The 24,346-nt window shown below is 66.7% G+C and carries 21 protein-coding genes and 1 pseudogene; 8 read left to right on the top strand and 14 right to left on the bottom strand.

Annotated elements, in window-relative coordinates; translation table 11 throughout:
- Window positions 1-181 precede the first annotated feature (181 nt).
- Window positions 182-598 (top strand): phasin family protein, encoded by a 417-nt coding sequence (locus ACO6VM_RS25820; protein WP_125465847.1) that lies wholly within the window; start codon window positions 182-184, stop codon window positions 596-598.
- A 10-nt stretch (window positions 599-608) separates the two neighbouring features.
- Window positions 609-1,340 (top strand): phasin family protein, encoded by a 732-nt coding sequence (locus ACO6VM_RS25815; protein WP_401055539.1) that lies wholly within the window; start codon window positions 609-611, stop codon window positions 1,338-1,340.
- A 76-nt stretch (window positions 1,341-1,416) separates the two neighbouring features.
- On the opposite strand, the gene ACO6VM_RS25810 is transcribed toward ACO6VM_RS25815, so the two are convergent.
- The 14 genes from ACO6VM_RS25810 to gshB form a co-directional block, all read right to left on the bottom strand.
- On the bottom strand, window positions 1,417-2,031 hold the full coding sequence (locus tag ACO6VM_RS25810) for a TetR/AcrR family transcriptional regulator (RefSeq protein WP_125465845.1): 615 nt from the start codon (window positions 2,029-2,031) through the stop codon (window positions 1,417-1,419).
- A 4-nt stretch (window positions 2,032-2,035) separates the two neighbouring features.
- Window positions 2,036-3,718: a class II poly(R)-hydroxyalkanoic acid synthase gene (gene phaC, locus ACO6VM_RS25805; protein WP_422403652.1), complete on the bottom strand. Its 1,683-nt coding sequence runs from the start codon at window positions 3,716-3,718 to the stop codon at window positions 2,036-2,038.
- Window positions 3,719-3,782: 64 nt separating this feature from the next.
- Window positions 3,783-4,634: a poly(3-hydroxyalkanoate) depolymerase gene (gene phaZ, locus ACO6VM_RS25800; protein WP_125465843.1), complete on the bottom strand. Its 852-nt coding sequence runs from the start codon at window positions 4,632-4,634 to the stop codon at window positions 3,783-3,785.
- A gap of 64 nt (window positions 4,635-4,698) precedes the next feature.
- Entirely contained in the window at window positions 4,699-6,378 is a 1,680-nt protein-coding gene (phaC, locus tag ACO6VM_RS25795; RefSeq protein ID WP_390965787.1) for a class II poly(R)-hydroxyalkanoic acid synthase, read from the bottom strand.
- 336 nt (window positions 6,379-6,714) lie between these two features.
- Window positions 6,715-7,092: a gamma-butyrobetaine hydroxylase-like domain-containing protein gene (locus ACO6VM_RS25790; protein ID WP_125465841.1), complete on the bottom strand. Its 378-nt coding sequence runs from the start codon at window positions 7,090-7,092 to the stop codon at window positions 6,715-6,717.
- Between the two features lie 134 nt (window positions 7,093-7,226).
- Complete coding sequence (hslU, locus tag ACO6VM_RS25785) at window positions 7,227-8,570, bottom strand: ATP-dependent protease ATPase subunit HslU (RefSeq protein WP_125860776.1); 1,344 nt, start codon at window positions 8,568-8,570, stop codon at window positions 7,227-7,229.
- A gap of 73 nt (window positions 8,571-8,643) precedes the next feature.
- On the bottom strand, window positions 8,644-9,174 hold the full coding sequence (gene hslV / locus ACO6VM_RS25780) for an ATP-dependent protease subunit HslV (RefSeq protein ID WP_011536056.1): 531 nt from the start codon (window positions 9,172-9,174) through the stop codon (window positions 8,644-8,646).
- A gap of 183 nt (window positions 9,175-9,357) precedes the next feature.
- The gene (locus tag ACO6VM_RS25775) at window positions 9,358-10,629 is read right to left on the bottom strand and encodes a dihydroorotase (protein WP_422403651.1); all 1,272 of its coding nucleotides are present in this window, start codon (window positions 10,627-10,629) and stop codon (window positions 9,358-9,360) included.
- Window positions 10,626-11,630: an aspartate carbamoyltransferase catalytic subunit gene (locus ACO6VM_RS25770; RefSeq protein WP_110994142.1), complete on the bottom strand. Its 1,005-nt coding sequence runs from the start codon at window positions 11,628-11,630 to the stop codon at window positions 10,626-10,628. The genes ACO6VM_RS25775 and ACO6VM_RS25770 overlap by 4 nt, the downstream gene beginning before the upstream one ends.
- A gap of 12 nt (window positions 11,631-11,642) precedes the next feature.
- Window positions 11,643-12,161, bottom strand: a complete 519-nt coding sequence (pyrR, locus tag ACO6VM_RS25765) for a bifunctional pyr operon transcriptional regulator/uracil phosphoribosyltransferase PyrR (protein WP_347150714.1) — start codon at window positions 12,159-12,161, stop codon at window positions 11,643-11,645.
- A 51-nt stretch (window positions 12,162-12,212) separates the two neighbouring features.
- Window positions 12,213-12,638 carry a Holliday junction resolvase RuvX gene (gene ruvX / locus ACO6VM_RS25760; RefSeq protein WP_232882600.1) on the bottom strand — a complete coding sequence of 142 codons (426 nt, stop codon included), beginning with the start codon at window positions 12,636-12,638 and terminating at the stop codon, window positions 12,213-12,215.
- Entirely contained in the window at window positions 12,638-13,207 is a 570-nt protein-coding gene (locus ACO6VM_RS25755) for a YqgE/AlgH family protein (protein ID WP_110994145.1), read from the bottom strand. The genes ruvX and ACO6VM_RS25755 overlap by 1 nt, the downstream gene beginning before the upstream one ends.
- Before the next feature lie 174 nt (window positions 13,208-13,381).
- The gene (locus ACO6VM_RS25750) at window positions 13,382-14,281 is read right to left on the bottom strand and encodes a TonB family protein (RefSeq protein WP_401055532.1); all 900 of its coding nucleotides are present in this window, start codon (window positions 14,279-14,281) and stop codon (window positions 13,382-13,384) included.
- A gap of 102 nt (window positions 14,282-14,383) precedes the next feature.
- On the bottom strand, window positions 14,384-15,337 hold the full coding sequence (gshB, locus tag ACO6VM_RS25745) for a glutathione synthase (RefSeq protein ID WP_125465835.1): 954 nt from the start codon (window positions 15,335-15,337) through the stop codon (window positions 14,384-14,386).
- Window positions 15,338-15,520: 183 nt separating this feature from the next.
- Between gshB and pilG the strand changes: the two genes are divergently transcribed.
- From pilG to ACO6VM_RS25715, 6 genes and pseudogenes are all read left to right on the top strand, one after another.
- Window positions 15,521-15,922: a twitching motility response regulator PilG gene (gene pilG, locus ACO6VM_RS25740; protein WP_110994149.1), complete on the top strand. Its 402-nt coding sequence runs from the start codon at window positions 15,521-15,523 to the stop codon at window positions 15,920-15,922.
- 49 nt (window positions 15,923-15,971) lie between these two features.
- On the top strand, window positions 15,972-16,337 hold the full coding sequence (gene pilH, locus ACO6VM_RS25735; protein WP_110994150.1) for a twitching motility response regulator PilH: 366 nt from the start codon (window positions 15,972-15,974) through the stop codon (window positions 16,335-16,337).
- Entirely contained in the window at window positions 16,334-16,888 is a 555-nt protein-coding gene (locus ACO6VM_RS25730; RefSeq protein WP_401055528.1) for a chemotaxis protein CheW, read from the top strand. The genes pilH and ACO6VM_RS25730 overlap by 4 nt, the downstream gene beginning before the upstream one ends.
- 48 nt (window positions 16,889-16,936) lie before the next feature.
- A complete protein-coding gene (locus tag ACO6VM_RS25725; RefSeq protein ID WP_390966087.1) occupies window positions 16,937-18,961 on the top strand; it encodes a methyl-accepting chemotaxis protein in 2,025 nt (674 codons plus the stop codon).
- Between the two features lie 11 nt (window positions 18,962-18,972).
- Entirely contained in the window at window positions 18,973-24,255 is a 5,283-nt protein-coding gene (locus tag ACO6VM_RS25720) for an Hpt domain-containing protein (RefSeq protein ID WP_422404005.1), read from the top strand.
- Window positions 24,248-24,346, top strand: a pseudogene (locus ACO6VM_RS25715) (chemotaxis protein CheW); the annotation flags it as partial. The gene ACO6VM_RS25720 and the pseudogene ACO6VM_RS25715, both read left to right, overlap by 8 nt.

Here is a 24,346-nt window from a genome sequence, read left to right as displayed (position 1 = left end):
GATAGCGATTGCCGGGGCTGGCGCTATCGCGGGGCAAGCCCGCTCCCACAATACCCGTACACACTAACCCCGCATCGCCCCACCTTAGGGTGAGGATTCTAATTATTCCGCCTACCTTCACGCTCAAGCCCTACCACCCTGGGCTCATCCTCCCTCCCCAAATGAGCATGAGGTACAGAGCATGGCCAAAGTGAATCTCAAGCAGGACGACGCCCAGGGCACCCTGGGCGAAGTGCGCGGCTACGCGCGCAAGATCTGGCTGGCGGGCATCGGCGCTTACGCCCGTGTCGGCCAGGAAGGCTCCGATTACTTCAAGGAACTGGTCAAGGCCGGTGAAGGCGTCGAGAAGCGTGGCAAGAAACGCATCCATAAAGAACTCGATGCGGCCAACCACCAGCTCGACGAAGCTGGCCAGGAAGTGACCCGCGTGCGGGGCAAGGTCGAGGTCCAGCTGGACAAAATCGAGAAAGCCTTCGACGAGCGCGTCGGCCGCGCCTTGAATCGCCTCGGCATTCCGTCTAAACATGACGTTGAGGCGTTGTCCATCAAGCTTGAACAGCTGCACGAGCTGCTCGAGCGCGTCGCGCACAAACCATAAGGAGAGCAGGATGGCTGGCAAGAAGAACACCGAAAAAGAAGGCAGCTCCTGGATCGGCGGAATCGAGAAGTACTCCCGCAAGATCTGGTTGGCTGGCCTGGGTATCTATTCCAAGGTCGACCAGGACGGTCCGAAGCTGTTCGATTCGCTGGTGAAGGATGGCGAGAAAGCCGAGAAGCAGGCGAAGAAAAACGTCGACTCGGCAGCCGACTCGGCCAAGTCCGCCACCACCTCGCGGGTATCGGACGTCAAGGAACGCGCACTGGGCAAGTGGAGCGAACTCGAAGAGGCCTTCGACAAGCGCCTGAACAGCGCCATCTCGCGCCTGGGCGTGCCCAGCCGCAACGAGATCAAGGCACTGCACCAGCAGGTCGACACGCTGACCAAGCAGATCGAGAAGCTGACCGGGGCTTCGGTCACGCCGGTGTCCAAGGCCGCCGCCAGCAAGACGGCTGCCAAGCCACTGGCCAAGGCAGCTGCCAAACCGGCCGCCAAGACCGCCGCGGCGAAACCTGCTGCCAAGCCTGCGGTTAAAACCGCTGCAGCCAAGCCGGCTGCTGCCAAGCCTGCGGCCAAACCGGCAGCGGCGAAGAAGCCAGCAGTCAAGAAAGCACCTGCGGCCAAACCTGCGGCAGCCAAGCCGGTTGCAGCGGCACCTGCCGCCACAGCCGCCCCGGCGCCGAGCGCGGCCCCGGCCAGCGCCACCCCGTCGGCACCGGTGAACGTGGCCGCCCAGGCCTGATACCGCGTCGCCTTCATCGCGGGGCAAGCCCGCTCCCACGGTATACGTGTGGGAACGGGCTTGCCCCGCGATCATTTCACCCCTCCAGATACCTCATCGCCAGCTGCTCCGCCGCCGTGCGCGCCGGCGCCTGCAAGTGCGGCGCCACCAGCATCATCACCTGGTACACCACCACCCCCACATCGCCTTCACGCCCCAGTACCCGCTGGTAATCCAGCGAACAGATCAGGGTCAGGGCGATCTGTTCCACCAATTGCCCCAAGGCTTGCGTTTCGCTGGTCACCAGGCCCTGGCTCTTGAGGCTGGCCAGCAGCGCGGCGAGGGTGCGCTTGAGCGCGTTGATCAGGCTGCGCATGCCCCGCGCCAGCTTGGGCAGGCGCCCGGTGAGGTTGGACAGGTCCTGGAACAGGAAGCGGTACTGGGCCATGCGTTCGACGATCAGGTGCAGGAACAGCCAGTAGTCCTCGGCGTCCAGGCGCACGTCCAGCGGTGGGTCGAGCAGCGGCATCAGCTGTTCTTCGAAGCGCTCGAACAGGCCGATCACCAGCGGCTCCTTGCCGTGGAAGTGGTAGTACAGGTTGCCTGGGCTGATCCCCAGTTCGTTGGCGATCTCCAGGGTCGAGACGTTAGGTTCGCCCTGGCGGTTGAACAGCAGCAGGGCGCATTCGAGGATGCGGTCGCGGGTCTTCATTCAGTCAGCGTGCCAGTACGTAGGTGCCTGGCGCGGGGGCCAGCGGTGGGTAGGTGGCGTTGCCCAGCTCGGTGCGCGGTACCTTGAGCGTACCGGAGCGCTGGCCGATCCACTCCAGCCACTGCGGCCACCAGCTGCCGTCGCGGCGCTCGGCATCGTAGAACCAGGCGCGCGGGTCACCGGACAGCTTGGGGTTATCCAGGTAGTAGGCCTTGGGGTTGCCGGGCGGGTTGATGATGCTCTGGATATGCCCACTGTGCGACAGCACGAAGCGCCGCTCGCCACCCAGCAGCAGGGCCGAGCGGTACACCGCGTCCCAGGGGGTGATGTGGTCGTTGCTGCCAGCCACGGTGAAGCTGTCCAGGTCGACTTGCTTGAGGTCGATGGGCGTACCGCACACCTCCAGCCCGTCGGGGTGGGGCAACGGGTTGTGCTTGAAGAAGTCCAGCAGGTCGCCGTGCAGGGCGGCCGGCAGGCGGGTGTTGTCGGCGTTCCAGTAGAGGATGTCGAAGGCCGGCGGGGTCTTGCCCATCAGGTAGTTGTTGACCCAATAGTTCCAGATCAGGTCGTTGGGCCGCATCCAGGCGAAGATCCGCGCCACCTCGCCGCCGTCGAGCACGCCGCGCTGATACGAGCGGCGCTTGGCCGCCTCGATGGTCTGTTCGTCGGCGAACAGGCTGGCGGGGCTGTCGAACTGGCTGTCGAGCAGGCTCACCAGGTAGGTGGCGCTGCGCACCTTGCGCAGTTGGTTCTTGGCTTGCAGGTGGCCCTGCAGCGCGGCCATGGTCAGGCCGCCGGCGCAGGCGCCCATCAGGTTCGGGTCGCGGCTGCCGCTGATGCTGCGGCAGGCGTTGAGCGCCTCTTCGAGTGCCTGCACGTAGCTCGACAGGCCCCACTCGCGGTGGCGCGGGTCGGGGTTGCGCCAGCTGATCATGAACACCTGCAGGCCGTTCTTGAGCATGTACTGGACGAAGCTGTTGGTCGGGCTGAGGTCGAAGATGTAGAACTTGTTGATCTGCGGCGGCACCACCAGCACTGGCCGGGCGTACTGCTTTTCGCTCATCGGCTTGTACTGGATCAGCTCCAGCAGCTCATTGCGAAACACCACCGCGCCAGGCGTGGCGGCGAGGTTGCCGCCGACCTCGAAGGCGCGCTCGTCCACCTGGCGTGGCAGCCCGTCGTTGTGGCGCAGGTCGTCGAGCAAGTGGCCAACGCCACGCAGCAGGCTCTGGCCGCCGGTGTTGAGCAGCTCCTTGACCGCCAGCGGATTGAGCAGTGAGTTGCTCGGGGCGATGGCGTCGTTGATCAGGTTGAACAGGAACTGCGCGCGCACGCGATCATCGTGGGACAGCGAGCTTTCCTCGACCCACAGGCGGGTCTGTTTCTGCCAGGCCAGGTAGGCCTGCAGGCTGCGCCGGTAGAACGGGTTCTGGCTCCAGGTGGGGTCACTGAAGCGGCTGTCGCGCGCGTGTGGCTGGAAGGGGGTGTCGCCGAGCATCACCCGGCCCAGGGTGCCGCCCAGCTCCAGCAGGTGTTTTGCCGTGTGCAGCGGGTGGCGCAGGCCATGGCGGCCGACATGGCGCAGCGTCGAAAGCAGGTCGCGGCCGCGCAGGCCAGTGATCGCGTTCTGCACGTTCATGCTGGTGGCCGGGACCGGTGTCGTCCCTGTTGCCGGTTTGTCTTTCATGCCAACACTCCATCGTCAGAACACAGCAAGAAGGCCCGCGCGTACTCCGTGCGCGGGGCGGGCATCAGCCGCCCGAGGCGGGCCGGGGGTGCATGACCGCGCGCTGGCGCTCTTGCTGGAGGAATTTCATGATGATCGGGGCGACGGCCTCGGCCCGGGTGATCAGGAACAGGTGGCCATCGTCGATTATGTGTAGCTGGGCATTGGGAATCCGCCAGGCCAGCAGGCGCATGTTGACCAGGGGGATCAGCGGGTCGTCGTCGCCGGCCAGCACCAGGGTGGGTTGCTGGATCTTGTGCAGCCAGTGGATGCTGGTCCAGCCGAGCCCGGCGAACAGCTGCCAGTAGTAGCCCATCTTGCCGCCGGAGCGCACTTTCGAGGCGTGGTGCAGCGCCAGGTCCGGGTCGCGGCGAAAGGCGCCGCCATAGATCATGGGGGCGATGCGGATCACGTGGGAGGGCTGGATGTAACGCCGGGGGCTGGCCATCAGCCACAGCACCTTGGGCTTGCCCGGCACCATCACCGCACCGGCGGCGGTGGCGGCCAGCACAAGCTTCTTGCAGCGCTCGGGGTAGTCGTGGGCGAACTGCTGGGCAAGCGCCCCGCCCCAGGACACACCGATGGCATTGACCTGGCCGTAGTCGAGGTAGTCGAGCATGCGCGCGGTCAACTTGGCCAGGCCGGGGAAGCGGTACGGGTGGCGCGGCGTCGACGAGCCGCCGACCCCGGGCACGTCGAAGGCGATCACTTCCAGGTCCGGGTCCAGCGCCTCGATGAACGGGAACACCAGTTCGAGGTTGGCGCCGATGCCGTTGAAGATCAGCAACGGCGTCAGGTGCGGCTTGCCCGGGCGCACCGCGGTGCGGATGGACTGATCGTCCAGCTCGACGGTGCGGAAGATGTAGGGTTGCGGCATACGCGTGACTCTGGGGTGAAGGTAGCGCCGCGATGCGCCTGCCGGCACATCACGGCGGTTGGGCTCAACGCTCGTGCACGTAGGTTCCCGGTGCGGCCTCGCCTGCGCCATAGGTGCGGTTGCCCAGCCGGGTCGGCGCCTTCTTCAGGTCCCCGGCGCGATCGCCCAGCCACGTCTGCCAGTGCAGCCACCAGGAGTCGGCGTGCTTGACCGCGTTCTCCTGCCAGGCCAGCGGGTCGTCCGGGCGGTCTTCACCGGTCATGAAGCGCGCCTTGGGGTTGCCCGGCGGGTTGAGGATGCTCTGGATATGTCCGCTGTTGGACAGCACGAATTCGATCTTGCCGCCGAACAGGTGCGCCGAGCGGTAGCACGACTGCCACGGGGTGATGTGGTCGGCGGTACCGGCGACGCTGAAGATGTCGCAGTCGACCTGCTTCAGGTCGATGGCGGTACCGCACACCTCCAGGGCATTGGCGCGGATCAGCGGGTTGTTCTTGAACATTTCGATCAGGTCGCCGTGGAAGGCGGCCGGCAGGCGCGTGGTGTCGTTGTTCCAGAACAGGATGTCGAACACGGGCGGTGAATTGCCCAGCAGGTAGTTGTTGACCCAATAGTTCCAGATCAGGTCGTTGGGGCGCATCCAGGCGAACACCTTGGCCATGTCGCTGCCCTCGAGCACCCCGGACTGATAGGAGTGGCGCTTGGCGGCCTCCAGCGTCTGCTCGTCGACGAACAGCGCCACCTCGGTGTCGATCGTGGTGTCGAGCACGCTGACCAGCAGGGTCAGGGCGTTGACCTTCTTCTCGCCCAGGGCCGCGTAGTGGCCCACCAGCGCGGTGCAGGTGATGCCACCGGAGCAGGCGCCGAGCATGTTCAGGTCCTTGCTGCCGGTGATCGCCAGCACCGCGTCGACCGCTTCCTTGAGGGCGTCGATGTAGGTGGACAGGCCCCACTCGCGCTGGGCCTTGGTCGGGTTGCGCCAGCTGATGATGAAGGTCTGCTGCTGCGAGCGCAGGCAGAAGCGCGCCAGGCTCTTTTCCGGGCTCAGGTCGAACACGTAGAACTTGTTGATCTGCGGCGGCACCACCAGCAGCGGGCGGCTGTGCACCTGCTCGGTGATGGGTTTGTACTGGATCAGTTCGAGCACGTCGTTGCGGTACACCACCGCGCCTTCGCTGGTGCCCAGGTTCTTGCCCACCTCGAAGGCTTCCATGTTCACCTGGCTGGGCATGCCGCCGTTGTTGACCATGTCCTTGGCGAGGTTGGACAGCCCGTCGAGCAGGCTCTTGCCGCCGGTTTCGAAGAAGCGCTTGATCGCCGCCGGGTTGGAGAGGGTGTTGGTCGGTGCCATGGCTTCGGTCATCAGGTTGATGACGAACTGGCCACGGGTGATGTCCTGGGGCGACAGGTCGCTTTCGCCGATCCAGTCGTTGAGTTCCTTGCGCCAGGCCAGGTAGGTCTGCAGGTAGCGCCGGTACAGTGGGTTGTTGCTCCAGGCCGGGTCCTGGAAGCGACGGTCGTCGCCACCGGGCTGCAGGCTGGATTTGCCCAGCAGCACGTTCTTCAGTTCCAGGCCGAAATGCGCCACGTGCTTGGCACTGTGCAGTGGCTGGCGAACCGCCTGGCGCAATACCGTGCGCGCCGACGTGAGCAAATCCTTACGGCGAATGCCGATGACCGGGTTCAGCCCCAGGGTGTTCTCCGAGGCCTGCCGCTGCAACTCATCGTTGTTCTTGTTACTCATCTACGACGCTCCGTTGTCCTGAGACGAGTACCGGTGTGCTGTGACAGCCCGGTACTGCTACTCGGGTGACCAGTGATAAGGAACAGCGGTGCTGCGACCGGATGCGTGTCGATGATGAGCTGCGGGGGTTTCTGCGTGTGAAGACAACCTGCTTTCGCTCGCGACCTCTACATACCGGCCTGGCCCTGCTTGCCGAAAAGGCGATGCAGGGAACTTGCCAGCTCCATTGGTTACCCGACTTTCATGTAATGCGCAAGACAGCCAGTCTTTGGCCGCCATCCACGCATTCAAGCAGATGAGATTAGAAAATGCGCTCTAAAACCTGGAGGCCCCGCGCTAGAGCATCAGCTTGACGACCGACTCGGCGGGGTCGCGGGATTTGCCGGCCTTGTGCAGTTCATCCAGATACTCGGCCCACAGCTGTTCCTGGCGCAGGCACAGTTGTTCGAGGTATTCCCAGGTGAACAACCCTGAGTCATGGCCGTCGTCGAAGGTCAGTTTCAGTGCGTATTGGCCGGCAGGCTCCAGGCCGCTGAGGCCTACGTTGATCTTGCCAAATTGCAGGATGGGATTGCCGTGGCCCTGGACCTCGGCGGAGGGGGAGTGCACCCGCAGGAACTCGGCAGGCAGGTGGTAGACCTCGCCGGGGGCGTAGGTGAGGGTGAGGGTCTTCGAGGCTTTGTGCAGGTTGATGGCGGTGGGCAGGCGGGCCATGGGCTGGAATCTCTCGGGAGCTGATACAGCAAGCTTCCAGCTTCTTGTGGAGGGATTCAAGGGCCCTATCGCGGGGCAAGCCCGCTCCCACGCAGGATCATGCTGCGTGGGAGCGGGCTTGCCCCGCGATGGTCTTACAGGATGTAGCGCGACAGGTCTTCGTTCTGCGCCAGCTCACCCAGGTGGCTGTTCACATACGCGGCGTCGATGTGGATCGGCGTCTCGTCATGGGCGCTGGCCAGGTCACCGGCACTGAACGACACCTCTTCGAGCAAACGCTCGAGCAGGGTGTGCAGGCGGCGGGCACCGATGTTCTCGGTTTTCTCGTTGACCTGGAAGGCGATCTCGGCCAGGCGCTTGAGGCCCTCGTCGGCGAACTCGATGTTCAGGCCTTCGGTCTTCAACAGCGCTGCATACTGCTCGGTCAGCGAGGCGTGCGGCTCTTTGAGGATGCGCTCGAAGTCTTCCGGGGTCAGGGCCTTGAGCTCGACGCGGATCGGCAGGCGACCCTGCAGCTCGGGCACCAGGTCGCTCGGCTTGCTCAGGTGGAATGCACCGGAGGCGATGAACAGGATGTGGTCGGTCTTGACCATGCCCAGCTTGGTGTTGACGGTGCAGCCTTCGATCAGCGGCAGCAGGTCGCGCTGCACGCCTTCGCGGGACACATCGGCGCCGCCGACGTTGCCACGTTTGGCCACCTTGTCGATTTCGTCGATGAACACGATACCGTGCTGCTCGACCGCCTCCAGGGCCTTGGCCTTGAGCTCTTCGTCGTTGACCAGGCGGCCGGCTTCTTCGTCGCGGACCATCTTCAGCGCGTCCTTGACCTTCAGCTTGCGCGCCTTGCGCTTGCCCTTGCCCATGTTGGCGAACAGGCTCTGCAGCTGGTTGGTCATCTCTTCCATGCCGGGCGGCGCGGCGATCTCGACACCGACCGCGTCGGCCACTTCGATCTCGATTTCCTTGTCGTCCAGCTGGCCTTCACGCAGGCGCTTGCGGAACAACTGGCGGGTGTTGGAATCGCTGCTCGACTGTGCAGCCTCTTCGGCGAAGCTGCTGGTGCGCGCCTGCGGCAGCAGGGCGTCGAGAATACGGTCTTCGGCGGCGTCTTCGGCGCGGTGGCGCACACGGACGATCTCTTGCTCGCGGAGCATCTTCAGCGCGGCATCGGCCAGGTCGCGGATGATCGACTCGACGTCACGGCCGACATAGCCGACTTCGGTGAACTTGGTCGCTTCGACCTTGATGAACGGCGCGTTGGCCAGTTTGGCCAGGCGACGGGCGATTTCGGTCTTGCCCACGCCGGTGGGGCCGATCATCAGGATGTTCTTCGGGGTGACTTCGGCACGCAGCTCGGCAGGCAGCTGCATGCGCCGCCAGCGGTTGCGCAGGGCAATGGCGACGGCGCGTTTGGCGTCGTCCTGGCCGATGATGTGGCGGTTCAGTTCGTGAACGATTTCGCGGGGGGTCATGGACATGATCAATAGGGTCCTAAGGCGCAGTCATCAGTGTGGAAAAGTCCCGCTGTTGGCGGGACGCCAAAACAACTGATTACTCGGCCAGGTCCTGCTCCTCGATGGTCAGGTTGTGGTTGGTGAACACGCAGATGTCGCCGGCGATGTTCAGGGCGGCCTCGGTGATTTCCCGGGCCGACAGGTCGGTCTTGTTCAGCAGGGCGCGGGCTGCGGCCTGGGCGTAGCCGCCGCCGGAACCCATGGCGATCAGGCCGTCTTCGGGTTCGACCACGTCGCCGTTGCCGGTGATGATCAAGGAGGCGTCCTTGTTGGCTACCGCCAGCATCGCTTCCAGGCGGCTCAGGGAACGGTCGGTACGCCATTCCTTGGCCAGTTCGACGGCGGCGCGCACCAGGTGGCCGGAGTGTTTCTGCAGCTGGGCTTCGAAGCGCTCGAACAGGGTGAAGGCGTCGGCGGTGGCGCCGGCGAAGCCCGCGATGACCTGGCCGTTGTACAGGCGGCGGACCTTCTTGGCGTTGCCTTTCATCACGGTGTTGCCGAGGGAAACCTGGCCGTCGCCGCCCATGACGACTTTGCCGTTACGGCGGACAGAAACGATGGTAGTCAAGGGAGAGTCTCCACGCAGCGGGGCGAAAATGCCTGATGGAGAGTCATATGGGGGGAGGGGGGAAGGATTTCAACCGAGAGGGATGAATGGTTGTATCCAGTCTTTGCCGGCCCATCGCGGGGCAAGCCCGCTCCCACGCACTGAACTGGCGTGGGAGCGGGCTTGCCCCGCGATGACGGTTACTCAGGCCTCGTGGCAGATGTGCCCATCGACCAAGGTATAACGCACCGCGCCCGGCAGGCAGTGGCCGATGAACGGGCAGTTCTCGCCACGCGACAGCCACTGCTCGCCCGCCACCGTCGAGGCTTGCGGATCGAACAGCACCAGGTCGGCCGCGCCGCCCACTTTCAGCTCACCCGCCGGCAGGCGCATGGCCGCCGCCGGGCCGCTGCTCAGCCGCGCCATCAGCGTCGGCAGGTCGAGCAGGCCGTCCTCGACCAGGGTCATGGCCAGCGGCAGCAACAGCTCGACGCTGCTGATGCCCGGCTCGGTGGCACCGAACGGCGCCAGCTTGGCATCGCGCTCGTGGGGCTGGTGGTGGCTGGAGATCGCCTGGATCACGCCCGCCTTCACCGCCTCACGCAGGCCGTCACGGTCGGCGGCGCTGCGCAGCGGCGGCTGCACGTGGTACAGGCTGGAGAAATCGCGCAGCGCTTCGTCGGTGAGGATCAGCTGGTACAGCGCCACGTCGGCGGTGACCGGCAGCCCCAGTTGCTGGGCCTGGGCGATCAACCGTGCGCCACGGGCGCTGGTGATCTGGCTGAAGTGCGCGCGCACGCCGCTCTGCTCGACCAGCAGCAGGTTGCGGGCCAGGGCCACGGTCTCGGCGCTTTCGGGGATGCCGGGCAGGCCGAGGAAGCTGGCCATCGGCCCTTCGTGGGCCAGGCCGCCCTGGGACAGGTCGCGGTCCTGGGAGTGGAACACCACGGTCAGGTCGAAGGTCGCCGCATATTCCAGGGCGCGGGCCAGGGTGCGGTTGTTGGGGATCTCTTTCAGGCCGTTGCCGAAGGCCACGCAACCGGTGTCGCGCAGGGCCACCAGCTCGGCCAGTTGCTCTCCTTCCAGGCCTTTGGTCAGGGCACCGATCGGGTACACCTTGCTGTTGGCCGCTTCGCGGGCGCGGTCGAGGATCAGTTCGGCCACCGCCGAGGTGTCCAGCACCGGCTTGGTCTGCGGCGGGCAGCACAGGCTGGTGACGCCGCCGGCGACCGCTGCGCGGGTTTCACTGGCGATGGTGCCTTTGCGGCTGTAGCCCGGCTCGCGCAGCGATACACCGAGGTCGACCAGGCCGGGCGCTGCGACCAGGCCGTCGGCCTGGATCGTGCGGCTGGCGCTGAAGCCTGCCGGGGCTGCGCCGATGGCGGCAATGCGACCGCCTTCGAGGTGCAGGTCGGTGATGGTGTCCAGGCCGCTGGCAGGGTCGATTACCCGAGCGCCGATAATGCTGAGGGTCACTGGGCGTTCTCCTGCTCGATTTGACGTTGCGCGTTCTGCCCGCTCATGGCCATGGACAGCACGGCCATGCGCACGGCGATGCCGTAGGTGACCTGGTTGAGGATCACCGAGTGCTTGCCGTCGGCCACCGCCGACTCGATCTCCACGCCCCGGTTGATCGGGCCGGGGTGCATGACGATGGCGTCGGGCTTGGCGCCGGCCAGGCGTGCGGTGGTCAGGCCGAACAGGCGGTAGAACTCGCCCTCGCTGGGCAGCAGGCCGCCGGCCATGCGCTCACGCTGCAGGCGCAGCATGATCACCACGTCGACGTCCTTGAGGCCTTCGGCGAGGTCGGTGTAGACCTTCACCCCGTATTGCTCGATGCCGATCGGGATCAGGGTTTTCGGGCCGATCACGCGGATGTCCGGGCAGCCCAGCGCCTTGAGCGCGAGCATGTCCGAGCGGGCTACGCGCGAGTGCAGGATATCGCCGACGATGGCCACCGACAGGTTCTCGAAGCTGCCCTTGTGCCGACGGATGGTCAGCATGTCGAGCATGCCCTGGGTCGGGTGCGCGTGGCGGCCGTCGCCGCCGTTGATCACCGCCACGTCCGGGCATACGTGCTCGGCGATGAAGTGGGCGGCGCCGGAGTCGGAGTGGCGCACGACGAACATGTCGGCGGCCATGGCTTCGAGGTTGCGCAGGGTGTCGAACAGGGTCTCGCCCTTGCTGGTCGAGGAGGTCGACACGTTCAGGCTGATCACGTCGGCCGACAGGCGCTGGGCGGCCAGTTCGAAGGTGGTGCGGGTACGGGTGGAGTTCTCGAAGAACACGTTGCACACGGTCTTGCCGCGCAGCAGCGGGACTTTCTTCACGGCCCGGGCGCCGACTTCGAGGAACGAGTCGGCAGTGTCGAGGATCTCGGTGAGCAGTTCGCGGGGCAAACCGTCGAGCGAGAGGAAGTGGCGCAGCTGGCCCTGGTCATTGAGCTGCAGCGGGCGCTTGGCGTCGAATGGCGTCATCGCGGGGGACTCTTAAAGGGCGGAAGCGGAAGCGAGGTCCTGGCGCTCGAGAGCGAGCGGTGCGGGTCCGGTCAATTTTACCCGTTCATGGGCGGCCAGCGACAGGGTGGCGCCGAGCACATTCGGGCGGATCGGCAGTTCGCCGGCATCCAGGTCCAGCAGGCACACCAGCGTCACGCTGGCCGGGCGGCCATAGTCGAACAGTTCGTTGAGGGCGGCGCGGATGGTGCGGCCGCTCATCAGCACGTCATCCACCAGCACCAGGTGCTGGCCTTCGATCTCGAACGGCAGCTCCGAAGGGCGCACTTGCGGGTGCAGGCCGTTCTGGCTGAAGTCGTCGCGGTAGAACGAGACATCCAGGGTGCCCAGCGGGCTCTCGTCGGCCAATTCCTGCTGCAGGGCCTGGGCCACCCAAACGCCGCCGGTGCGGATGCCGATGAAGCGTGGCTCGGCGATGGCGCGGCGGGCCAGGTGGGCGCGAAGGTCGACGGCCATCTGCCGGATCAGGTCGGCGGGATTGGGTAGGCTCATTGCGTGCTCCTCGGAAGGCGGGCGCCGGGTAGCTCCGGCGGCAAAGCGGAATTAAGTATTGGCCTCCAGCCAGCCTTGCAGCAGCAGGGCGGCGGCGATGGCGTCGACCGGGTTGTCGCGGTAGCTGCCGTGACGGCCGCCACGGGCCATCTGCTCGCCCTTGGCTTCGAAGGTGGTCAGGCGTTCGTCGTGGGTGTGCACCGGCAGGTTGAATCGGCCGTTGAGGCGCCGGGCGAATTTCTCGGCGCGCTCGCTCATCTCGCTGGGGGTGCCGTCCATGTTCAGCGGCAGACCGACGACGATGGCATCGGGTTTCCATTCCTTGATCAGTTTTTCGACCTGGTTCCAGTCCGGCACGCCGTTCTGTGCCTTGAGTACGCAGAGTTCGCGGGCCTGGCCGGTGATCACCTGGCCGACGGCCACGCCGATCTGTTTGCTGCCGTAGTCGAAGCCCAGCAGCAGGCGCAGTTCGGCCATCAGGCGTGCCCCGCCTGGCTGGTGAGCAGGCTCAGGTTGATGCCGAGGCTGGCGGCGGCCGCGCCGAGGCGCTGTTCGCTGTCCATGCCGAACAGGATCGCGGGGTCGAACGGGCAGTTGAGCCAGGCGTTGTCGGCCAGCTCCGCTTCCAGCTGGCCGGCTTCCCAGCCGGCATAGCCGAGGGTGATCAGGCTCTTTTTCGGGCCCACGCCGGCGGCGATGGCCAGCAGCACGTCCTGGGAGGTGGTCAGCGACAGGCCTTCCAGGGCCACGGTGGCCTGGAAGCTGCACTCATCGCTGTGCAGCACGAAACCACGGTCGGTCTGCACCGGGCCGCCCAGGTAGATGGGCACCTGCAGCGTGCTGGCCGGGGGCGTTTCGTCGGGGCGCAACTGTTCGAGAATGTCGCCCAGGTTCAGCTCCTGCGGGCGGTTGACCACCAGCCCCATGGCGCCGTTGGCGTTGTGCTCGACGATGTAGGTAAGGGTGTGGGCAAAGTTCGGGTCGGCCATGTGCGGCATGGCGATCAGGAACTGGTGCTTGAGGTAGCTGGGGGCGAAGGTTTTCATGAGCGCTAGTGTGGCGCCAGGTGGCGGGGCTGGCAAGGTGCGCAGCCCCTGTGGGAGCTCACCCAGCCCTGTGGGAGCGGGTTTACCCGCGAAGCAGGCAGCGCGGTGCATGGCACCGGCTTCGCCGGTGTTCGCGGGTAAACCCGCTCCCACAGGGGCCAATTTGCTTGCCGATCAATTGCTCGAAAGTCGATCCCCGCGGGCAAACCGCCAGGTGCGGATGATCTCCAACCGATCAAACTCCGCCATGTCCCCGGTAAACGGCGCGAACGGCGCGGCCAGCCGCACGATGCGCTGGGCCGCCTGGTCCAGCACCGGCTGGCCGGACGATTCCAGCACCAGCACTTCATACAGCGAGCCATCGCGGTTGATCGACACCATCAAGCGCAGGCTGCCATACATCTGCTGGCGCCGTGCCTCGTCGGGATAGTTGAGGTTGCCGATGCGCTCGACCTTCTTGCGCCACTCTTCCTTGTACCAGGCGCCCTTGTCGCGCATGGTCGAGGCCGCATTCAGGCGATGGATGCGCGGGCGTTTGGCGTACAGCTGCTGTTCGTTGGACAGTTCGGCCTCAAGGCTGGCGATCTGGCTGGACAGCTGCGAGCTGTCGAAGTCCGGCGCCTTCGCCTCAGCCTTGGGCTGTGGCTTGCTTTCCTTCGGCTTGGGCTCGACCTTCTGCGGTTTCGGTGCCTGGGTGGCGACCGCGGACTTCGTCGGCGCGGGCGGCGACTCTACTCTCGCGGCCGGCGGCGGGGTGATCTTGTTGATCTTGCTGTCCTGGAACGGCGCCACCTCGGTGGTCTTGGGTACCGCTTTCTTGTCCAGGGTGCCGCTGCCCTGCTGGTTTTCCTGGGCCTGGAAATCGGCCTTCTCGGGCGCCTTCTCGCTCTTGAAGGTGGCCAGGGTGATGTCCATGGTGTGGCGGATTTCAGCGGGTTTGATCACCGTGAAACCGACGCCCAGGATCAGCGCCAGGTGCACCAGCGCGGCCAGGAACAGGGTAAAGCCGAGCCGGTCCACCGGGCGAACGCGGGGTGGCAGCAGGTCAGCGGGGATGTCGGCGGGGAGCGTCATCAGGTATCCAGCAACCGCTAGGCAAACCCTAAGCGGGGTAGCAGCTCAGTCGAAAAGGACCGGCATCATACCCCACTGTGCGGTGTTGCCACCTGTCCTCGGTCAGCGCGCTTGCAGCTTGCGATCAATGGCATCCATCAGTTTGCCGCCGATATTGGTGTTGAAGGCAGCGTCGATTTCGCGGATGCAGGTCGGGCTGGTCACGTTGATTTCGGTCAGGTGCTCGCCGATCACGTCCAGGCCGACGAACAGCAGGCCCTTCTCGCGCAGGGTGGGGCCAACCTGGGCGGCGATCCAGCGATCGCGGTCGCTCAGCGGGCGGGCTTCGCCACGGCCACCGGCGGCCAGGTTGCCGCGGGTCTCGCCGCTGGCCGGGATGCGCGCCAGGCAGTAGTCCACCGGCTCGCCGTCGATCATCAGGATGCGCTTGTCGCCGTCCTTGATCGCCGGCAGGTAGGCCTGGGCCATGATCTGCTGAGCGCCCAGGGCGGTCAGGGTTTCGAGGATCACCGACAGGTTGGGGTCGCCGACCCGGTGGCGGAAGATCGAGGTGCCGCCCATGCCGTCCAGCGGCTTGAGGATCACGTCGCCGTGCTTGGCGGCGAACTCACGGATGATGTCCGGACGGCGGCTGACCAGGGTCGGCGGCGTGCACTGCGGGAACAGCGTGGCGAACAGCTTCTCGTTGCAGTCGCGCAGGCTCTGCGGGCGGTTGACCACCAGCACGCCGTCGGCCTCGGCCTGCTCCAGCAGGTAGGTGCTGTAGACGAACTCCATGTCGAACGGCGGGTCCTTGCGCATCAGGATCACGTCCAGCTCGCTGAGCAGGCTGTCCTGCTCGTCGCCCAGCTCGAACCAGCGCGCCGGGTCGGCGAACACCTTCAGCGGGCGCATCCGCGCGCGGGCCTTGCCTTCGCCCTGATACAGGTCGCGCTGTTCCATGTAGAACAGGCTCCAGCCACGCTCCTGGGCGGCCAGCAGCATGGCCAGCGAGCTGTCCTTTTTATAGGAGATGGACGCGATAGGGTCCATGACAATCCCGAGGCGAACGCTCATGGGGTAATTCCTCTTGGCGGCGGGTGGCCGCGATGGCACGAAAAAGTGGCTCAGGGTGGCGCCGGGCGCGCGCTCGGTCAAGGGGGCGGGCAGATGGAATGGCCCTGCGGAGTGTGCTAAAAAGGCCTGGCACGTGGCCTGCACGGCCCTTCGGCGAATTCGCGACCAGGCAGAAGCGCAACTATGGAACAACCCCTGAAGGTGATGGTGATCGACGATTCGCGCACGATCCGCCGCACTGCCCAGATGTTGCTCGGCGAGGCGGGCTGCGAGGTGATCACCGCCAGCGATGGCTTCGATGCCCTCGCCAAGATCATCGACCACAAGCCGCGGATCATCTTCGTCGATGTGCTGATGCCACGCCTGGACGGCTACCAGACCTGCGCACTGATCAAGCACAACAGCGCCTACAAGGACACCCCGGTGATCCTGCTTTCTTCCCGCGACGGCCTGTTCGACAAGGCCCGCGGCCGGGTGGTCGGCTCCGACCAGTTCCTGACCAAACCTTTCAGCAAGGAAGAACTGCTCGACGCAATCCGCGCCCATGTGCCCGGTTTCGCCGCGCAGGACCCAATCGCACCCTGACGCCGCCCCAGTTAAAGGCGGCGCCTCACGTTCCTCATGGGGAAACAGCATGGCCCGAGTTCTGATTGTCGACGATTCGCCGACCGAGATGTACCGCTTGACCGAGTGGCTGGAAAAACACGGCCACCAGGTGCTCAAGGCCAGCAACGGCGCCGACGGCGTGGCCCTGGCCCGCCAGGAGAAGCCCGATGCGGTGCTGATGGACATCGTCATGCCCGGCATGAACGGCTTCCAGGCCACCCGCCAGCTGAGCAAGGACCCGGAAACCAGCGCCATCCCGGTGATCGTGGTCACCACCAAGGACCAGGAAACCGACCGCATCTGGGCCACGCGCCAGGGCGCCCGCGACTTCCTGACCAAGCCCGTGGAAGAGGACGCGTTGATCGCCAAGCTGGTCGAGGTGCTCGGCGCTTGACCACTCGCCCTCAGGGCGCGGCACTGACCGCCTTCGAGCTGCTGCTGGACATCGACCGGCGTTGCCGCCTGCTGGTGGCCGACCAGCCGCTCCAGGACACCCGCCTGCAGCAGTGGAGCGGCATCGGCTTTCGCATTGCCGGGCAATGGTTCGTCGCGCCCATGGGTGAAATTGCCGAAGTGCTGCGTGAGCCGCGCAGCAGCCGGGTGCCGGGGGTACAGCCCTGGGTGCGCGGGGTGGCCAACCTGCGCGGGCGGCTGTTGCCGGTGATGGACCTGAGCGCGTTCTTCGGCCTTGGCCCAGCGGCGGCGGGCAAGCAGCGGCGGGTGCTGGTGCTGGACCACGAAGAGCTGTTCGCCGGGTTGCTGGTGGACGAGGTGGTGGGCCTGCAGCACTTCGCCCTGAGCAGCCTCGAACTGTCGCCGCCGCAGCCTTTGATCCGCGCCGCCGCACCCTTCGTGCAGGGGCATTTCCCCCGTGAGCGCAACTGGGCGATCTTCAGCCCGTTCGCCCTGGCCCAGGCACCGGGCTTTCTCGATGTGGCGTTGTAGAGGACTTTCGACGTGAACAAGCCTGGCCCCTCCGTTTCCCCCGCCGCCGTGGCCCAGCGCCCGCGCAGCAGCGCGCAGATCACCGTGCTGTTCGTGGTGCTGATCCTGTCGATCGTGCTGCTGTTTGCCAACTTCGCCTACCTCAACACCCAGGCCAACCACGACAAGCAGTACATCGGGCATGCCGGCGAGCTGCGCGTGCTGTCCCAGCGCATCGCCAAGAACGCCACCGAGGCGGCAGCCGGCAAGGCCCTGGCATTCCGCCTGCTCAGTGATGCGCGCAACGATTTCGAGCGGCGCTGGAGCTACCTGCGCGAGGGCGACAAGGCCACCGGCCTGCCCGCCGCCCCGGCCACCGTGCGCGACGAAATGGACGCGGTGCGCCAGGACTGGGAAAACCTGCGCAAGAACACCGACACCATCCTGGCCAGCGAACAGACCGTGCTGTCGCTGCACCAGGTGGCGGCCACCCTGGCCGAGACCGTGCCGCAGTTGCAGGTCGAGTACGAAAAGGTGGTGGAAATCCTGCTGCAAAGCGGTGCCCCGGCCAGCCAGGTGGCGGTGGCCCAGCGCCAGCTGTTGCTGGCCGAGCGCATTCTCGGCTCGGTCAACACCGTGCTGGCCGGCGACGACAGTTCGGTGCAGGCCGCCGACACCTTCGGGCGTGACGCCAGCCGTTTCGGCCAGGTGCTCGAAGGCATGCTCGCCGGCAACCCGGCGATCCAGGTGACCCGGGTCGAAGACGCCGATGCCCGCGCGCGCCTGGCTGAAATTGCCGAACTGTTCCAGTTCGTTGCCGGCTCGGTGGACGAAATTCTCGAAACCTCGCCCGAGCTGTTCCGTGTGCGCGAAGCCGCCGGCAACATCTTCAGCCTCTCGCAAACCCTGCTCGACGAGGCCTCGCACCTGGCCAACGGCTTCGAAAACCTGGCCAGCGGGCGCACCCTCGACACCGTCGGCGGCTACGTGCTGGGCCTGCTGGCGCTGGCCTCGATCATCCTCATCGGCCTGGTGATGGTGCGCGCCACCCACCGCCAGCTGCGCGAAACCGCCGAGAAGAACGAACGCAACCAGCAGGCGATCATGCGCCTGCTCGACGAAATCGAAGAGCTGGCCGACGGCGACCTCACCGTCACGGTGGCGGTCACCGAAGACTTCACCGGCGCCATCGCCGACTCGATCAACTACTCGGTCGACCAGCTGCGCGACCTGGTCGCCACCATCAACCACAGCGCCGAGCAGGTCGCCGCCGCCGTGCAGGACACCCAGAACACCGCGCGCCAGCTGGCCAAGGCCTCCGAGCACCAGGCCGCGCAGATCAGCGAGGCCTCCGAGGCGGTGGGCGACATGGTCGAGTCGATCGACCGGGTATCGGCCCACGCCTACGAATCGGCCAAGGTGGCCGAGCGTTCGGTCGCCATCGCCAACAAGGGCAACGAGGTGGTGCACAACACCATCAACGGCATGGACAACATCCGTGAGCAGATCCAGGACACCGCCAAGCGGATCAAGCGCCTGGGCGAGTCGTCCCAGGAAATCGGCGATATCGTCAGCCTGATCGACGACATTGCCGACCAAACCAACATCCTCGCCCTCAACGCGGCGATCCAGGCCTCGCTGGCCGGCGAGGCCGGGCGCGGCTTTGCCGTGGTCGCCGACGAAGTGCAACGCCTGGCCGAGCGTTCGTCGTCGGCCACCCGGCAGATCGAGGCGCTGGTGCGCACCATCCAGGCCGACACCAACGAGGCGGTGATTTCCATGGAGCAGACCACCGCCGAAGTGGTGCGCGGCGCGCGCCTGGCGCAGGACGCCGGGGTGGCGCTGGCCGAGATCGAGGGGGTGTCGCAGACCCTGGCCGAACTTATCCACAGCATCTCCGACGCCGCCCAGCTGCAAACTTCGTCCGCCGGGCAGATCTCCCACACCATGGCGGTGATCCAGCAGATCACCGCGCAGACCTCCGCCGGTTCCGGCGCCACCGCCGACAGCATCCGCCACCTGGCGCGCATGGCCAGTGAAATGCGCCGCTCGGTGTCGGGCTTCACCCTGCCGGCTGCGGCCGAGCGCCAGTGATGGAGGCGCCCATGACGTCGGTGGCGGTCAACAGCGAACGGCACGACACGGTCGCCCTGGCCTGGACCAAGGCGCCCATCCTCGATTGCCTGGGCCAGGCGCGCCAGGCCCTGGAACATTTCACCGGGGCACCGGACGACCTGTCGAACCTGATCTTCTTCGTCGACAACCTGCACCAGGTGCACGGTTGCCTGCGCATGCTCGAACTGCCCGGCGCCACGCGCCTGGCCGAAGAGCTGGAACTGCTTGGGCGGGCCATGGCCGAGGGCCAGGTCAGCCCCCGTGGCGAATGCCTGGGCGCGCTGTTCCGGGGCCTGGAGCAACTGCCGCCGTACCTCGACCGGCTGCGCGGCGCGCGCCACGACCTGCCGCTGGTGGTGATGCCGCTGCTCAACCAGCTGCGTGCGTGCCGAGGCGCCGAGCCGCTGGCCCAGGGCAGCCTGCTGGGTGAACTCGGTACGCGCCTGGCCGGTGCCGAAGACCTGGCCAACCTCGACCTGTCGCTGGGCAACTGGCGCGAGCACATGCAGGCTGGCGCCGGGCGCGATGCCTTGCGTTCGGTGGTCTCGGCCCTGTGCGACGACCTGATGCGCATCAAGGACCAGCTCGACCCCCTGGTCAGTGACGAGCGGCCGCCACGGGCGCCGCTGCAAGCCTTGCTCGCACCGCTGCGCCACGTCGCCGATACCCTGGCGGTGCTGGGCTTCCAGCAGCCACGGCGGGTGATCATCGACCAGGTGCTGGCGTTGCAGGCCTTGGTGGAGCAGGACGACAGCGTGAATGAAGCGGTGCTGATGGATGTGGCCGGGGCGTTGTTGTATGTGGAAGCGACGCTCAACGGCATGGTCGGCCCGCTGGAAGAAAGCCAGCCCGGCAGCCTGCCCGGCTCGGACCTGGCCGAGATCCGCCAGCTGGTACTCCACGAGTCGCTCAACGTCTTGCAGCAGGCCAAGGACCTGATTGGCGACTGCCTCGAGTCGGACTGGTCGCGCCAACGCCTGCAAGCCCTGCCGGGGCTGTTGCAGCAGGTGCGCGGTGCGCTGGCGATGCTGATGCTGCCGGCCGCCGCGGAGGTGTTCGCCGGCGCCGCCGGTTATGTGCAGGGCTGGCTGGTGCACCTGGAGGACGAGCCACTGCCCGACGAGCTGGCGCACCTGGCCGACGCGCTGTGCGCTGCCGAGGCATACCTGCAGTGGCGCGTGGCCGATCCGTTGGCCGATGCGCAACCCTTCATCGAGATGGCCCGCGCCAGCCTGGCTGCGCTGGGTGTGCAGTGCCAGGCGGTGGAGCCGTCGGCCAGCAGCGGCCGGGCCGTAGATGGCATCGATGACGAGCTGCGCGACGTATTCCTCGAAGAAGCCGGCGAGCTGCTGCCGGAAATCGAACGTCACTGGCTACGCTGGCGCGCCGACAACAGCCTGCGCGATGCGTTGATCGAAGTGCGGCGCGCCTTGCATACCCTCAAGGGCAGTGGGCGCATGGTCCATGCCGAGGCCGTGGCGGAGTTGGCCTGGGGCGCCGAGCACCTGCTCAACCGGGTGCTGGAGGGGCGTATCGCGCTCAGCGCCGAGGGGCTGGTCGCGCTGCAGCAGGTGTTCGTGCGCCTGCCCGACTTGCTGGCCGATTTCGCCGCCAGCCAGCTGCCGGCCAGCGCCGAGATCGAGCAGCTGGCCGCCCACCTGCATGCGCTGGCGCTCAACGACGCCGCTCCCGGCGCCAGCATCGACGGGCTCGACCCGCAGCTGCTGGAAATCTTTCGCAACGAGGCCCAGGGCCATCTGGCCGGCCTCGATGCCTTCCTGCACACGGCCAGCGCCGAAGGCACGCCGGTCAGCGACGGCCTGCAGCGCGCACTGCACACGCTCAAGGGCAGCGCGGCCATGGCCGGGGTGATGCCGGTGGCCGAGCTTGCCACCGCGCTCGACCGCCTGGTGCGTGAGTACAAGGGCCACGAACTGCCCCTGCTGCTGGTGGAAATCGAACTGCTGGAAGCGGCCCGGGCCTTGTTCCATCTGGGCCTGGCGCAACTGGGCAGCACGCCGCTGGCGCCGATCCCCGGTGCCGCCGGGCTGATCGAACAGGTCGGGCAAACCGTCGATGCACGCCTGGCGCAGTTGCACAGCGACCCCCACCAGGTGCGCCGCAACCGTCGCGATCCGCAGTTGATCGCCGCTTTCCTGGCCACTGGTATGGACACCTTGCTCGACGCCGAGGCGCAACTGGCGCACTGGCAGCAACAGCCGGCGCTGCGCCAGGCGCTGGACCCCTTGCTGGATGCCATGACCAGCCTCAGCCATGCGGCCCACCAGGCCGAGCTGTGGCAGGTGGATGAAATCTGCGAAGGCTTGCTCGACCTGTATGGCGCGGTGGAAGAGGGCAGCCTGGCGGCCACGCCGAGGTTCTTCGAAGTGGCTGGCCAGGCCCATGAAGTGCTGCTCGACATGCTCGACGAGATCGCCGCCGGGCAGGACCTGAACGCCCGCCCCGAGTGCCTGGCGGCCTTGCGCGGGTTGCTCGACGATGCGCTCGACCCGTCGGTGATGGGCGTGGTCAGCGCCGAGGGGGTGACGCCGCTGCCGGCGCCAGCCTTGGTCGAGCTGTTCCTCGAAGAGGCCGGGGATATCCTCGACAGCGCCAACCAGGCCCTGCAGCAGTGGCAAGGCGAGCCGGGCAACGTCACGGTGCTGTCTTCGCTGCAACATGATGCACTGACCCTCAAGGGCGGGGCGCAGATGGCCGCGATCGGCGCGGTGGAAGTGCTCGCCCAGGAGTTGGCGCTGCTTTACGAAGGGCTGGTGGACCGTCGCCTGGGGGCCAGCCCGGTACTGTTCGATTTGCTGCGGCGCAGCCATGCGGCGCTGGCCGAGATGCTGCAGAGCCTGCGCCAGGGCGAGGCTCCGGTCTCGGCAGTGACGCTGCTGGGCGAGCTGCGCGAGTTTCGCCAGACCGCGCCGCCGCCCAGCCCCGCCGAGCTGCCCGGCACGCCCGAAGAGCAGGCCCAGGCCGCAGGCGACAAGGAGCTGCTGGAAGTCTTCCTCGAAGAGAGCTCCGACATCGTCGAGAGCGCCGCCGATGCCCTGGACCGCTGGCAGGCCGACCCGCGTAGCACGGTCGAGCTGGAGAACCTGCTGCGTGACCTGCACACCCTCAAGGGCGGTGCGCGGATGGTCGAGATCGCCGCCATTGGCGACCTGGCCCACGAACTGGAATTCCTTTACGAGTTGCTGGCCGCCGGCAGGCTGCCGCCGACGCCGGCCTTGTTCAGCCTGCTGCAGAACTGCCACGACCGCCTGGCCCACATGCTCGATGCCGTGCGCCTGGGCCAGCCGCTGCATGCCGCCACGGCGCTGATCGACTACATCCGCAACTTCTCCAGCGCCGCGCTGACCGATAGCGCCGCCGCCGCGCCGCAGGTCGAGGCCACGCCCGCCGAGCTGCCGGCCGCCGCACCGGAGCGGGCCGGGGACATGATCAAGGTCGATGCCGAGCTGCTCGACGACCTGGGCAACCTGGCCGGTGAGCACACGGTGATCCGCGGGCGCATCGAACAGCAGGTCAACGATGCGCAGTTCGCCCTCAACGAAATGGAGACCACGCTGGAGCGCATGCGCGACCAGCTGCTGCGCCTGGACATCGAAACCCAGGGGCGGATCTCCAGTCGCCAGCAGTTCGAGGGCGACGCCTACGACGATTTCGACCCGCTGGAAATGGACCGCCACTCGCAGCTGCAGCAGCTGTCGCGGGCCCTGTTCGAATCGGCGTCGGACCTGCTCGACCTGAAAGAGACTCTGCTGCAGCGCTCCCAGGAAACCCACAGCCTTCTGCAGCAGCAGGCGCGGGTCAACAGCCAGTTGCAGGAAGGCCTGACCGCCACCCTGATGGTGCCGTTCGAACGCCTGGTGCCGCGCTTGCAGCGGGTGGTGCGGCAGGTGGCCAGCGAGCTGGGCAAGCAGGTCGAGCTGGTGGTCGGCAACGCCGAGGGCGAGCTCGACCGCAGTGTGCTGGAGCGCATGGTGGCGCCGCTGGAGCACATGCTGCGCAACGCCGTCGACCACGGCCTGGAGGGCCGCGAGGCGCGCCTGGCTGCCGGCAAACCGGAACTGGGCACCATCCACCTCAACCTGCTGCATGAAGGCGCCGACATCGTCATCGAAATGAGCGACGACGGCGCCGGGGTGCCGCTGGAAGCGGTGCGCAACAAGGCGATCAAGCGCGGCCTGCTCGACCCCCAGGCGCGCTTGAGCGACCACGAGATCCTGCAGTTCATCCTGCGCCCTGGGTTCTCCACGGCCGAAAAGATCACCCAGATTTCCGGGCGCGGCCTGGGCATGGACGTGGTCCATGAAGAGGTCAAGCAGCTGGGCGGTTCGATGAGCATCGAGTCCAGCCCGGGCAAGGGCGCGCGTTTTCTCATCCGCCTGCCGTTCACCGTGTCGGTGAACCGGGCACTGATGGTGCACCTGGGCGACGAGCAGTACGCCATCCCGCTCAATACCATCGAAGGGATCGTGCGGGTGCCGGCCGCAGAGCTCGAGGCCTGCTACCGCCTCGACCCGCCGCGCTACACCTACGCCGGCCACGACTACGCCCTGCGCTATCTCGGTGAGCTGGTACAGGGCGGAGGCCAGCCCGGGCTACTGGGCCAGAGCGTGCCGCTGCCGGTGCTGCTCACCCATTCCCAGGAGCAGTCGTTCGCCATCCAGGTCGACAGCCTGTCGCCCAGCCGCGAGATCGTGGTCAAGAGCCTCGGGCCGCAGTTCGCGGCCGTGCCGGGGCTGTCGGGTGCGACGCTGCTCGGCGATGGCCGGGTGGTGCTGATTCTCGACCTGCTGGGCCAGTTGCGCGGCCAGCAACGGCGCCTGGCGCGCCTGCCGGGTGCCGGCGACGGCCAGCGCGCGCTGACCGGGCCTGCACCGCGCCGGGCGTTGCTGGTGATGGTGGTGGATGACTCGGTGACCGTGCGCAAGGTCACCAGCCGCCTGCTGGAGCGCCACGGCATGAGCGTGCTGACCGCCAAGGACGGTGTCGATGCCATGGCCCTGCTCGAGGAGCACCGCCCGGATGTGCTGTTGCTGGATATCGAGATGCCGCGCATGGACGGCTTCGAAGTGGCAACGCGCATCCGCCGTGACGAGCGCCTGAAGCAGCTGCCGATCATCATGATTACCTCGCGCACGGGGCAGAAGCACCGTGAGCGGGCCATGGCCATCGGCGTCAACGAGTACCTTGGCAAGCCGTACCAGGAGTCGGTCCTGTTGCAGAGCATCGCCCACTGGAGCCAGCACCATGCTTGACCATATCGCCGGGCAGCGCAGCAGCCTGACCGGGCTGTTGCTGCCCCTGGGCGACCGTGCCCTGGTGCTGCCGAACGTGGCGGTGGCCGAA

The organism is Pseudomonas sp. GZD-209 (assembly GCF_049310485.1).
Taxonomy (GTDB): domain Bacteria; phylum Pseudomonadota; class Gammaproteobacteria; order Pseudomonadales; family Pseudomonadaceae; genus Aquipseudomonas; species Aquipseudomonas sichuanensis.
This window is presented reverse-complemented; position numbering and strand designations above follow the sequence as displayed.